Annotated in this window: 10 protein-coding genes; 6 read left to right on the top strand and 4 right to left on the bottom strand. The window is 55.1% G+C overall.

The window, feature by feature from the left end:
* The first annotated feature begins 11 nt into the window (after positions 1 to 11).
* Positions 12 to 1,721, top strand: coding sequence for a DNA repair protein RecN (gene recN / locus AB1724_16490; GenBank protein MEW6079406.1), 1,710 nt, complete (start codon positions 12 to 14; stop codon positions 1,719 to 1,721).
* 5 nt (positions 1,722 to 1,726) lie between these two features.
* Here the strand turns inward: recN and thiD are convergent, their stop codons facing one another.
* A complete protein-coding gene (gene thiD / locus AB1724_16495) occupies positions 1,727 to 2,518 on the bottom strand; it encodes a bifunctional hydroxymethylpyrimidine kinase/phosphomethylpyrimidine kinase (protein ID MEW6079407.1) in 792 nt (263 codons plus the stop codon).
* A gap of 227 nt (positions 2,519 to 2,745) precedes the next feature.
* On the opposite strand from thiD, the gene AB1724_16500 reads away from it, so the two are divergent.
* The 3 genes from AB1724_16500 to AB1724_16510 all read left to right on the top strand — a co-directional run bounded on the left by AB1724_16500 (position 2,746) and on the right by AB1724_16510 (position 6,694).
* Positions 2,746 to 3,192 (top strand): Hsp20/alpha crystallin family protein, encoded by a 447-nt coding sequence (locus tag AB1724_16500; GenBank protein MEW6079408.1) that lies wholly within the window; start codon positions 2,746 to 2,748, stop codon positions 3,190 to 3,192.
* A 155-nt stretch (positions 3,193 to 3,347) separates the two neighbouring features.
* Positions 3,348 to 4,736, top strand: a complete 1,389-nt coding sequence (locus tag AB1724_16505; GenBank protein ID MEW6079409.1) for a radical SAM protein — start codon at positions 3,348 to 3,350, stop codon at positions 4,734 to 4,736.
* Positions 4,737 to 4,747: 11 nt separating this feature from the next.
* On the top strand, positions 4,748 to 6,694 hold the full coding sequence (locus AB1724_16510) for a tetratricopeptide repeat protein (GenBank protein ID MEW6079410.1): 1,947 nt from the start codon (positions 4,748 to 4,750) through the stop codon (positions 6,692 to 6,694).
* Here AB1724_16510 and AB1724_16515 read toward each other — a convergent pair.
* Entirely contained in the window at positions 6,658 to 7,992 is a 1,335-nt protein-coding gene (locus tag AB1724_16515; GenBank protein MEW6079411.1) for a hypothetical protein, read from the bottom strand. The two genes, AB1724_16510 and AB1724_16515, sit on opposite strands and share 37 nt — an antisense overlap.
* A 202-nt stretch (positions 7,993 to 8,194) precedes the next feature.
* Between AB1724_16515 and AB1724_16520 the strand changes: the two genes are divergently transcribed.
* Positions 8,195 to 9,277 carry a radical SAM protein gene (locus AB1724_16520; protein MEW6079412.1) on the top strand — a complete coding sequence of 361 codons (1,083 nt, stop codon included), beginning with the start codon at positions 8,195 to 8,197 and terminating at the stop codon, positions 9,275 to 9,277.
* A 10-nt stretch (positions 9,278 to 9,287) separates the two neighbouring features.
* On the top strand, positions 9,288 to 11,063 hold the full coding sequence (locus AB1724_16525; protein MEW6079413.1) for a tetratricopeptide repeat protein: 1,776 nt from the start codon (positions 9,288 to 9,290) through the stop codon (positions 11,061 to 11,063).
* A 20-nt stretch (positions 11,064 to 11,083) separates the two neighbouring features.
* On the opposite strand, the gene AB1724_16530 is transcribed toward AB1724_16525, so the two are convergent.
* Positions 11,084 to 11,842 carry a methyltransferase domain-containing protein gene (locus AB1724_16530; GenBank protein MEW6079414.1) on the bottom strand — a complete coding sequence of 253 codons (759 nt, stop codon included), beginning with the start codon at positions 11,840 to 11,842 and terminating at the stop codon, positions 11,084 to 11,086.
* A complete protein-coding gene (locus AB1724_16535; GenBank protein MEW6079415.1) occupies positions 11,839 to 13,302 on the bottom strand; it encodes a radical SAM protein in 1,464 nt (487 codons plus the stop codon). Before AB1724_16535 ends, AB1724_16530 begins: the two co-directional genes overlap by 4 nt.
* Between the last annotated feature and the right edge of the window lie 24 nt (positions 13,303 to 13,326).

A 13,326-nucleotide genomic window follows, 5' to 3' on the forward strand; every position in this document is an offset into this window, starting at 1 on the left:
CGAGGGATGCCATGCTGCGGGAACTTGCCATAAAAGACTTCGCCATCATTGACGACCTGCGTGTCCGTTTTGACGGCGGGCTGACCATCTTGAGCGGCGAAACCGGAGCCGGCAAATCCATCATCATCAACGCCTTCAATCTGCTGCTGGGCGGCCGCGCCAACGCCCGGCTGATCCGGGCCGGCGCCGCATCCGCCGAGATCGAGGCCATTTTCGACATTGCCCGGAAAGGGCCGGCGGCCGAATTACTCAAGCAGCACGGCTATGAAACCGGCGGCGAGCTGCTGATCAGGCGAAAAGTCGCCGGTGACAACCGTCACCGCATTTACATCAACGGCAGCCTGGCCTCCATGCCGGTGCTGACCGCCATTACCGCCGGCCTGGCCGGCATCTCAGGACAGCACGCCCACCAGCACCTGCTGAAAGAAGAGGCCCATCTGTTCATCCTGGACCAGTTCGCCGGACTGCTGCCGCTGCGGGAAAACGTCAGGCAGGCATACCAGGAACTGGTTCCGCTGCTGCGGGAACGGGAAAAGCTGATTCGCCTGAGCCAGCATCAGACGCAACAGGCGGAACTGCTGGCCTTCCAGCGGGATGAGATCCGCAAGGCCCGGATAGCGTCAGGTGAAGACGAGGAACTGGAAAAGGAAAAGACCCGGCTCAAACACGCCGAACGGCTCTACGCCCTGGCTTTCGGCGCGTTGGAAGGACTGTATGACAGCCAGGGCTCGGTCATCGAACAACTGGCCCTGATCCGGAAGAACCTGGCGGAGGCCGGTCAGATCGATCCCGACCTGGCGCCGCGGCTGGAGGCGATGACCGACATCACGGCCCGGGTGGAAGAAACGGCCGGCCTGTTGAGAGGATATCTGGACGGCGTGCAGACCGACGAGCGCCGGCTGGAAGAGGTTGAGGAGCGTCTTGATCTGCTGACACGGCTGAAGAAGAAGCACGGCCGGACCCTGACAGACATTTTAAGCCGGCTGGAAGAAATTGACCGGGAGCTGACCGGCCTGGAGAATCTTTCCGGCACCATTGCCGAGCTTGACCGGCGGATCGAAACCGGTCATGAGAAACTGGCTTCATTCGCCCGGCGTTTGTCCGAAGGCAGAAAAAAGGCGGCCCGCGATTTTTCGGCCCGGATGGAACAGGAACTGGCCGGGCTGAAAATGGACAAAACCCGCTTTGATGTGGAATTCTCCGCCCTGCCGGCCGGGAACGCTACCGAACCGCTCCTGACCGTGGACGGCGCCGGGGTTGATGAGACCGGGCTGGACAGGGCCGCTTTCCTGATCGCCCCCAATGTGGGCGAGCCCTTAAAGCCCCTGGCGGAAATCGCCTCCGGCGGCGAACTGTCCCGGGTGGTACTGGCGCTGAAAGCCATCCTGGCGGGCAGGGAATCCGTGGGCACCATCGTGTTTGACGAAGTGGACGCCGGTATCGGGGGTGAAACCGCCGAGGTGGTCGGCCGGAAACTGCTGGGTCTGTCCGCCTATCATCAGGTGCTGTGCATCACCCATCTTCCCCAGATCGCCAAATTCGGCCACCATCATTACAAAATCGAAAAAGAAGTCAGCCAGGGACGCACCACCACCCGCATCCGCGCCTTATCGAAAAAGGAACGCATTCAGGAAATCGCCCGCATGACCGGCGGGGAAAAGATCACCGACAAGACCCTGGCGCATGCCAAAGAGATGCTGGAGAGCGCCAGCCACTCCTGATGGTTTTACTGCCCTCCGGGGGCGACCATGTGGTTCAGCGGGCCGGGCCCGTGGCCGATGTCCGGGGCCTGTTGGATGGCCCGGGTGATGTATTCCTTGGCCGCGGCCGCGGCCGCGAAAAAGTCCCGTCCCAGGGCCAGATTGGCCGCCAGGGCCGACGAGAACGTGCAGCCGGTGCCGTGGGTGTTGCGGGACGCGATCCGGGGGGCCGTCAAATCCTGGGACCGCCGGCCGTCAAAAATAATATCCGTCGCCGCCTCACCCGGCAGGTGCCCGCCTTTTACCACCACCCGGCCGCCTCCCATATCGGCCAGATGCACAGCGGCCCGTTTCATGTCTTCCAGGTTTTCGATCCGGCCGCCGGTCAGCAGTTCCGCCTCGTAAACATTGGGGGTGATGACATCCGCCAGGGGAAAGAGCTTCCGGACCAGCGTCTCCCTGGCCTCGTCTTTGAGCAGCGAGTAACCGCTCTTGGAAATCATGACCGGGTCCAGCACCAACGGCGGCCGCTTCACCGTTTCCAGGGCCCGGGCAATGGCCTCGATCAGCGCCACCCCGGAAACCATCCCGATCTTTACGGCGTCAACGGGGATGTCTTCAAACACCCGGACGATCTGCTCGTACACAATGCCCGGCGCCACCTCCTGAACGTCATACACCTTCTGCGTATTCTGCACGGTCACGGCGGTGACGGCGCTCATACCGAACACCCCGTGCGCCTGGAACGTCTTCAAGTCCGCCTGGATGCCGGCGCCGCCGGAGGAGTCGGATCCGGCGATGGTGAGAGCTGTCTTCATGTGGTCTCCTCGTCAATCACGGCTTTGGTTAACCCGTCATTTTTATAAATATCATTCATCCTCCGCTCTACGCAATGGCGGATATGGTCCGACAAATCTTTGCCCCGGTTTTCATACAAAAAAAAGAATCACCCCTCTTGACGGCCGAATCGAAATGCTTACTTTACAGTCAACGGTAGATGGTAAGTGACTATAAAAACGATTGGTTAAATATATGGAGGACACCTATGAACGCATTGCTACCTATATTCAGCGATAACTGGTTATGGCATCGGGAACCGACCGGCGCCTCTTTGGTCGACAGTTTTTTCAAAGATTTCGGTCGGCCGGTTGTTTCCGACTGGGAAAAAGAGTGGGCCCCCGCCATTGATGTGTCTGAAACCGAAAATGAATACATCGTCAAGGCGGAGCTTCCCGGAATCAACAAAAAGGATATCGACATTTCCCTGACCGACGGCGTACTGACCGTAAAGGGGGAAAAGAAACTGGAGAAAAAAGAGGAAAAGGAAAACTATCATTATATGGAAACCCGGTACGGAACGTTTACCAGAAGCCTGAAGCTGCCGGAAGACGCCTCCGCTGAAAAAGTGGACGCGACCTATGCCGATGGCGTACTCACGGTCACCGTACCGAAAACGGAAACGGCCAAACCGAGAAAGATTGAGGTCCAGTAAACACAATAACGCTGATATAACATAACAAAAGGCAGGCCCGGGATACCGGTCCTGCCTTTTGTTATGGAAAACCATCGTATTTCCTCTTCACATAAGATATAACGGAAAAGCTTGTTGACAGGGTCAGGCTTTCCGAAAATATTCGAGCGGGTTAAATGAAAAAAATCGCCCTTGTCTTCCCCCGGTTCCGTTATCCGTCCGGAGAATTGCCCACCGGCCTGGCCACCATTGCCGCTTATGTCCGGGAACAGATCAGGGATATTGAAATCGACCTGATCGACACCAGTTTTTCCCCAACATTTCAATATATCGACACGCGACTGGCCCGGTTCAAACCGGATATTACCGGCATTTACATGGATGTGCTGCTGGCGCCCAACGCGCTGAAGGCGGCCGGTCTTGCCAAACGTCACGGATCCATGGTGATTGCCGGCGGCCCCCACGCCACCATGGCGGCCGCCAACATCATCCGGGAGGAAAACATCGACGCCGTCTGTCTGGGCGAGGGGGAAATCACCTTCAAAGAGTACGTCGAGGCCTATTACAGAGGCAAGGATTTCAGCGCCGTACCGGGAATATGGTATAAGGACCAAGGTCTTGTCCACAGGAATCCGCCCCGCCCCATGATTCATAATATCGATGATCTGCCGTCACCCGCCTTTGACCTGTTTGACATGGAACAGTATATCGCCCATTTCTTTCAGCTGGATTCCTGGCGGCCGGGCGCCAGGGGGATATCCCTGACCGTATCCCGGGGCTGTCCCTATGACTGCGCCTTCTGCCAGCCCACGGTCCGGGAAGTGCTGGGTCGGAAAGTTCGAATCCGTTCCCCGGAACAGGTGATCGACGATATCCAATACCTTCAAAAAAAATACGCCATCGACTCGTTTTTTTTTGCCGACGATTTGATCGCGGTGGTGCCCGGATGGCTGGAACGGTTTTCAGAAGAGTTGATGCGAAGAAACATCCAGATCGCCTGGGCCTGTAATACGCGGGTGGACACCATTGATGAGGCCACCCTGAAAAACATGAAAGCCGCCGGCCTGGTCAAGATAAAAATCGGCATAGAATCCGTTACCGACAGAATCCGAAATGGAATTTACGCCAAAAAAATTGACAGAAACGACATTGGACGACTGATTGAATGTGCCCGGGAAATGGGTATCCAGGTTTTTGGGTTTTTCATGCTCGGCGCGCCCACGGAAACGGCCCGGGAGGTATGGGAAACCATCCGTTTCGCGGCCCGATCGGGGCTGACGGAAGCGCTTTTTTCCGTCACAACGCCGACGCCCGGGTCAAAACTTTTTGACGACCTTGTGGCCGGGGGATGGACGCCGCCCACCAATCTTGACGACTATGACTTCAATCGTGTAAAAAGGCCGAAAATGAGCCGCGGGGAGATCAGTCCCCTGCTGCTGGCATTGTTCAGAAAGGTCGCCTACATCTATTTTTATCTTCATCCCGCCAGAATCCGAACGACGGTGCGTTCGTTCAACAGCCCCGGCGGGATAAAAAAACTGATACTGAAAATCAGACGGATATAAACGGATAGCAGATGCGAAACAACATGTCCCGCCCTTATCAAACGCTCGCCGCCTGTTTTTTTCTGGCCGTCATCGTAACCGTTCTGTTTTATCCGGTCACCGGACATGAATTTTTGAACATGGATGACCCTTTTTTTGTCCAGGAGCATCACGTCCCCGGAGGATTAACTCCGGCCAACATCAAAAGGGCATTCACCCTGCATTACGGTATGTGGATGCCGCTGACCTGGCTGTCGCACATGGTCGACGCCCAGCTATACGGACTGAAACCGGCCGGTCATCATCTCACCAGCCTGATCATCCATCTGGCCAACACCCTGTTGCTGTTCCTGGCATTGCGGTCCATGACCGGCGCTTTTTATCGAAGCCTGATCATCGCCGCGATCTTCGGCGTGCACCCGCTGCAGGTTGAACCGGCAGCCTATATCGCCTGCCGCAAGGACCTGCTGGCGGCTTTCTTCTGGGTACTGACCATCCTGGGGTACACCCGCTATGTCCATCGTCCTTCCCGTTGCCGGTATCTGGCCGTATGCCTGTGTTTTTTCCTGGGGTTGATGGCCAAACCGGTACTGGTGACGCTGCCCCTGATTCTGCTGCTGCTGGATTACTGGCCGCTGTATCGCTTCAACAAAGGGAAAACAGCAGCCCTGATCATGGAAAAGCTGCCGCTGCTGGCCGGTTCAATCCTGATCGGACTGGTGACGGTCTTCACCCAGGAACAGGCGGGGGCGATGACATCTCTGTCCGATATTCCCCTGTCCAGCAGGATCGCCAACGCCCTGGTCAACTACGCGGCTTACCTCGGTCATATATTCTGGCCGACAGATATGGCCATCTTCTACCCCTGGCAGCAACAACTGCCCGGGTGGAAATATGTCGGCGCGGCGCTGTTGCTGTTGACCATCACGGTGGGCCTGGTCAGCCGGCGGGAGGAATCGCCTTACCTGCTCACCGGCTGGTTCTGGTTTCTCATCGCGCTGCTGCCGGTCATCGGCATCATTCCCGTCGGAAGCCATGGCATGGCCGATCGTTATGCCTACATTCCAGGGATCGGCGTTCTCATCGCCGCCGTCTGGACGGCAGGAGATATAACGCGACAATGGCGCATCAAGACGCCTTTTATCATAATATGTCTGTCAGCCCTCTTCCTGGTGCTTGGTATTATCTCCCGGCATCAGATCGGTTACTGGAAAAACAGCGAGACTGTGTTCCGGCATGCCCTGGATGTGACCACCGGCAACTATGCCGCCCACAACAATCTGGCCAGAACCCTGATGGAAAAAAGGATTTTTGATGAAGCCCGGGATCACCTGAACCGGGCAATCATGATCCACCCGGACTTTCCCCAGGCCCACAACAATATGGGGGTGCTGCTGGCGGCGGAGAAGCAGGGCCGGAAAGCCCTGGGCCACTTTGCCAGGGCGATCGACCTTTATCCCGGCTTTACCGAAGCGCATTACAATATGGCCAATGAATTAATGGCCGGAGGGGCCCATACGTTGGCGCTGAATCACTACAGACAGGCGTTGCGTATCAGACCGGACTATCAAAATGCCGCCGACATCCACTACCGGATCGGCCTGATCATGACGCAGCGGCGAAAAACGGACAAGGCGGCCGCCAGCCTTCGGCAGGCCCTGTCCCTTGATCCGGGTCACATTGAAGCGACCAATGCCCTGGCCGCAATCTTTAAAGCCGGCCGTCATTATGATCAGGCCATCGGCCTGTATCAGCAATTACTTGAGAAACGCCCCGACTGCAGCATCAGTATCGCCTACAACCTGGCGTGCCTTTACTCCCTGAAAAGCGATCCGGACACAGCCGTCGCCTGGCTGAAAAAAAGCATTGAGGCCGGGTTCTCGCATTGTGAATGGCTGGAAGCCGACAGCGAACTGGATCATATTCGCCATACGAAAGATTTTCAGGACCTGATGAAACAATTCCGGCCTGCGAAATGATTTTTTCCCGTTCTACCAAGTCCCGCATAATACACCATGCTGGCCAGCACCCCCAGCTTCAGCGCAAAAAATATCCAGAGGTGATGATGGCTGGATCCCGGGACATTGTGGAAAAGAGAAAGAAACAGGGCGCAGGCGATCACCGCGGACCTAAAGGTTGACAGTCGGGGGGTTGCTCCCTCCGCCAGCACCGCGACAAAAGCCGGAATCAGCAGTATGTCTTCGTAAGCCCCCGAATTTGGAGAAAAAAGAAGGCAGCAGGCGATAAGGGCCACGGTCAATCGCGGCGGTCCGGCGGTATGGGTCAACGGCCTGAACCGGCTGCATATACCGATGCCGGCTATCATCAACGCGCTGACGACAGTTGAAATGCCGGCGGCGATCCGGTCGCCGGTGAAACCGGATATCGCGCTCCTGAGGATGTTCATGGTCCGGGGGGCGATGGACCAGGCATAAATATCAGGGAAATCGCCGCTGCTGTACATCTGCAGCAAGCGCAGATATGACCGAATCCATTCCGGGGTCAACAGTGGGGTCAGCGCGGCCGCCAGAGCCATTATCAATGCCGTTGCACAGCATAACTCACGCCACTGGCCGTAAATCCACAATACGCCGAAACCGATGATCAGATATGGAGGCTTCAGGCCCGCCGCGACAATCAGCAGGACCGACAGCCAATCTGTCGCCGTTTTTTCCGGCTTCTCCCTGAGACGCGTCATCCTGTAAATCAAAAGGCTTAGGATTCCTCCGGCATAGAGAGAGGTCTGCCCGACAATAACAGCGGAGACCCCGACCAGCGAAAAAACGGTAATTCCGCACAGGACCAGAGGAAGACGCCGGTGAGGCGGAAAAGGATAAAGCGGCGCCGATATTTTCAGCAGGGCCAGGATCAGGATCCCGGCGGAAACAGCCACCCACAGGCTGTAGGATGCTGAAAGGCTGAATCTCGCGATATACGCGAAGGGCATCCAGACAATCAGGGCGATCGGCGTCACCGCCACCGGCATGGCCGCCATGGCCGGTTTTTCCATATATGCCGAAATCGCCTGCAGCTGAAAGCCCAGGTCGTAGATATTCCCGAATCCCTGAGACCAGAAATGGCTGGTCAGAATAATATGATAGGCATAGTCCTGAAGGTAAAAACAGTCTCGGCCGTATCCGACAAAACCGATTCGCGGCGATACCCAGAAGTAAACAGAGAAAAAAAAGGCAACCCCTGCCGCAATCGCAATCAGCGGTTTTCGGCGGAAGGCGGCTGTCACGCCGCCGGGAGAACGGTCCTTGTATGAATCAGGCATACCGCATGCCCCGCCCTTGATATTCCAATAATCTCGTAATTTTGCAGCCCGCAGGTTATGTCTGACAACATAGTGACTTCTCTTGCAAAAAGCAATCATCGTTTACGGCCGCGGGGGCACTTCCCTCCTTGCCTTCGATCGGCATCATGGATATGATCAGTATTTATTATCCGTTCAAAACCGCTATGGGAAAGCGTGAAAAATGAATTTCGGGCGAGCGCTCCGCAGCGGCCTGCCGCTGGTAAAAGCCGCGGGGCAGTACACCAGGGCACTGATGACAGGCCGGCGGATGCCCCTGTACACCGGCATTTTCATCACCCCGAGGTGCAACCTGAACTGCGTATACTGCTTTCCCAACTCCCCTTGCAGAAGAGAAGAAGACGAGTTCTCAAAGCAGGAAATCTTTCACATGGTTGACGAGTTGTACGCCATGGGAACCCGCTATATTGTCCTGCTGGGCGGAGAGCCGTTGCTGAGGGAAGACGTCGGCGATATTATCGATTATATCGCCCGAAAAAAAATCATCGTCGAAGTGATCACTAACGGCTATTTTACCCGCCAGCGACTGGCGGCCCTGAAGAAGGTCAGTTATGTCTGTCACAGCATCGACGGCAATGAAGCCGACATGGAGAAAAACCGCGGCCGGGGCTCCCACAAAAAAATCATGGAAAGTCTGTCCCTGTGCCGGGACAACGGCATTCCCGTTCAGATGAGAACCGTATTCAACCGGAACAACGCCGACAGCCTGGATTACCTGCTCACCCTGGCCCGAAACTGGAACACCACTCTGGGCCTCTGCGAACAAGCCATTACCCGGGAACAGGACCGGGAGTTCGTCATGTCAGCCGAAGAACTGCGCCTGTTCTGGCGCCGGGTCCGCGATTACAAAACAAAGGGATACCCCGTGGACAAGACCTTCCGGCTGCTGAACAACATCATCGGTTTTCCGCTGGGCATCCCCCTGGACAGGATATTCCGCAGGGGCGATCCGCTGCCGCCGGGCTATCATTTCCCGCCCTGCCGCATCGCCCGCGGCCATGCCTTTATTGACAGCAACGGCATGATGTACCCCTGCCCCATGCTGCTGGGCAGGGGCGAAAACGGCCGGAGCGTCCACGGCAGCGGCGGCGTAAAAAGGGCCTGGGAAGAGCTGTCCGGGAATGACTGCCTGTTCTGCCGCCAGAGCGTTCAGGATTTGAAAAACGAGTTTTTCTCCTATGACCCGCAAGCCATAAAAACGGTCGCCGCCACGCTGTTGGCCAAATTAACGCATCAGCCCGGATGAATCCGTCCATATGAAAAAATATTTTACTGACATAATCATATGCCTGTTCATCATCGCCGCCGCCCTGGTAATTTATGCCCAAATTGGCAGTCATGATTACATATTTTATGATGACATATCGAGCATATACGTCCCTTTTGTAACAAACGGCCTCTCCCTGGAAAAGTTCGGCCAGGCGTTTTACAAACTGCCCGACCATCTCCCCTACCAGGTTCCGATTCCCGCCATTGTCAGGCTGTTGTTATGGGAATTCTTCGGCAACGATCTGGGCAAGCACCATTTATTCTCACTGTGGTTACATGTCGTCAACGCGCTGCTGCTGTATTTAATTCTGCGGTCGGCAACGGGCAAAAAATCGGAAAGCGGGTTCTGCGCGATTCTTTTTACCGTTCATCCGATCAACGTAGAGGCGGTCAGCTGGCTGGCAGGATATAACGGCATACTGGAAGCTTTCTTTTTAATGGTTACCCTTGCCGGCTACTACCATTATGTCAAAGGCCCGTCTGTTAAGAGGTATCTGCTTCTTTTTTTGCCGTTTATGCTGGGGTTGATGTGCAAACCCACCATAGCGATACTGCCTTTTTTGTTGCTCCTGCTCGACTACTGGCCCTTGGGGAGAATCCGCCTGAATCCGGCCGGTATTAAAGATACGGCATGGCTCTTTTTCCGGAGCAGAGTCCTCCTGGAAAAACTTCCCCTGATGGCCCTGGCTCCGATCCAGTGGGCAGCGGGAAGGCTGCTGATTACCGGGCAGTTGCGGGGCGACCGGCCCTTATCCTTGACCTTTCATCCCGGATCAATCGTCGATTTTGTCTTTCATATGAGAAAAATTGTCTATCCGGCGGGGCTGACCATCTGCCGGCCCGATCCTCCGGAAGCCCCTTTATGGGCGGCCACAGGCCTGCTAATTGTGCTGCTGCTGTTTTCCGTTTTGGTCCTGTGGAAAGCGAACACCCGCAGATACATCCTCACCGGATGGCTCTGGTTTCTGATCGCCTCGGCGCCGGTCATGCTGATGGTTTTTTTGTCAGGCAGACCCGTTGAGGATCACCATCTCTATATACCGCTGATCGGAATCTTTATAATGGTCTCCTTTGGTGTGCCGTCTTTAATGTCAAGCCTGAAACATAGCCGATACCTTCTTCCGGCTGCGGGCATCACTGTTCTGACCGCGCTGATTCCCCTGGCCCACCTTCAGACCCGGCACTGGCAAAACAGCATCACCATTTTCAACCATGCCCTGGAGATCTGCGCCGACAATAAAAAAGCACGCGCCAATCTTGGCGACGCTTATATGGAAAAAAAAGAAATCAACAAAGCCATACAGCACTACCGGCAGTACCTGCGGGTCTCTCCCGACAGCGCCCTGGGGCACACCAAACTGGCCAACGCCCTGGCGTCTGCTGATCTGACGGAAGACGCCGCCCGGCATTATGAAAAGGCATTGAAGCTGTCTCCAGGTTACGTTCCGGCCCATCACGGCCTGGCGGACCTGCTGATACGCATGGGAGAGACCGATAAGGCCATCGCTCTTTACCGTATGGCGTTGACGATTAATCCCGGCCTTTTCCAGACGCACAACAACCTGGCACTGGCGCTGTATGAACAGGGCCATTTCCAGGAAGCTTGTGATCACCTGAATCAGGCCATAAAAATAAACCCCGATTACCAGACAGCCGTCAAAAACCTTCGAATCATCCTTGATAATCAGAGACAACGCAGAGAAGATACCGCCCCGGTCATGCCGGACACGGGGTCTGAAGGCGCCAACCCCGAAAGGAAATAAGAAGGAATGGCAGGCGCCATTTACGAACGCTTGCGGGCAACGCAGAAAAGATACTGGCACAGATTTCCGCCCAGATTACCGGTTGGAAAATCACAAAAATTAAGCTTTAAAAAACTCACACCGAAAAAACACCGGGCAAGCGAGACCACCTCAAACCCGACTTCTTCCAGCATTGTCCTCAACTGGTATTGATTAAACTCCTGGACATGAACCATGTCGTCTGATTGGACACCGGGATTCAGATAAGCAGGGTTCAAAAGACCGGTGGTCAGACGCCAGGGGAAGCTCAACCTGCCTGACATCAGCTTCAGTATATTGGCCGGCCGGAAAATGTTCGGCGTCCCGCACAAGAGATATCCGCCCGGTTTTAATACTCTGTGATTCTCCCTTAACAGCAGATAAGGTTTGGGGGTATGCTCGATAACGTCCTGATGCAGGACGAGTTCGCACAAGCTGTCGCTCACGGGCAGAACCGTATCGGGTGAGACCCGTTGAAAAGACCAGGCGGCTTGAGCGTTCAACAGGTTGATATCGTCGCCGCTCACGGGGCAGTCGACCACGTCCGTCGCGATTATTTTTTTAAGGTTGTGATTATTGGTCAGGGCCAGAAAATCCCAGGTGCCGTCACCGCAGGAGACAGACAGGCCCGTTGATGCGGCGGGCAGCCTTAGCTGTGAAACCGCTTTCACAAAGGCCGAATATTGAGACTTCCATACCGGATGGCTCTTTAAAAAACGGATCCGCTCCAATATGCCCCGGGGTTGGGTTTTCTTTCTCATATCTGCTGTTTCCAGATTAACCTGATGTATCGGAGATAGTAAGGCAAATATCGCAGAATAGTCCTGGCAAATATTTTTCTGCCCGAAAGTCTCAACATCTTGTAGCCAAAAAAGAAAAAGTATACCTGCGGATATAACCGGTTTGCGGGTAGCGAAATAAGCATTGGCGTTAAAGGCCGCAGAAAAGGGAATTGAACAATAACGCTGAATAGATGCAACAGATTCAGTAGTTTCACCTTCGTTTTTTCGTCCCGGTAGATCAAGACCGTGCCGGCGCGGTTGGGTGCCGTCTGCTTATCATGATTCATGGGAAACATTTTTTTTTCAACCGCCAGGCGCGCGATTTCGGTCCCCGGATAGGGATAAAGCATGAAGGTCAAGGCCAGGTAGGGTTTCACCCTGATATTAAAATCCAGTGTCGCCATAGCCGCCCCAAGGGGATCGTCTACCGGCAGGCCCATCAGGCTTTCCGTGGCCACTTTAATGTCATGTTTCCGCAGAAGCCGACAGGCGTTCATCGTCTGCTCCATGGTAACATTCCGCTTCAGTGTCCGGCTTAATATCTCTTCATCAGGCGGGTCAACCCCGGCAAACACCATGACGCACCCCATTTCCTTCAACAGCCTGGCCTTCTCCGCATCGACCAGATCGCTCCTTACATTGCACGTGAGCGGAATATTGATTTCCCGGGCGTATCTGTCCGCGAATTCCTCCAGCCAGCCGGCCGGCTTAAGGAGAAAGGTATCATCTTCAAAGCTGACGCGCTCCAGCGGGTAAAACGCCTTGACCGCTTTTATTTCCGATATGACATTATCCACCGAGCGGTACCTGAGCACCGGCCCCTTGCCTCTGGTTAACCGGTTATAAGCATGGTTGAAACAATAAGAACAGGTATAGGGGCATCCCCGCATGGTCATAAATGTTTTTTTGCCCCTTGAACGGAAAAGGATATCGGCGTCATACACCAGTTCCCGGTCCGGGAAAGGAAGCGCATCCAGATGGCTTACCAGCGGGCCGATCTCATTTTTCACCACCGTGCCGTCCGGTTTTTTAAACCAGAAATTGGGCGTGGAATAAAAGTCTTTGTTCCGGCTCATTTTTTCCAGCAGTTCCGGAAAAAAGATATCGCCCTCACCCCGGCACACGGCATCTACCCCCGGCAGCTCAACCATTTCGGGTTTATACGTGGGATGGGGACCGCCGAAGACCGCGAAACAGGGGTAAGCCTGTTTTATTTTTTCATTCAGCGCGGCATGATAAGCGTGTTCTCCGGTCATGACGCTGTAAGCCAGCACTTCCGGGCCAAACTGTTTTATTCTCTCAATACACGCCTTCAGCGCAAGCCCCCCTGTCATCAGGAGTCTGACAGCGTGTCCGTTTTGCTTGAGGATGCTGGAAAGTGTCATGATCCCCAACCGTTCATCCACGCCGAGAGAGTGCAGGAGAAACAGAATTTTCATTGTTTGTAAATCCGGGACAACCCT

It is taken from the genome of Thermodesulfobacteriota bacterium (genome assembly GCA_040753795.1).
GTDB lineage: Bacteria > Desulfobacterota > Desulfobacteria > Desulfobacterales > Desulfosudaceae > JBFMDX01.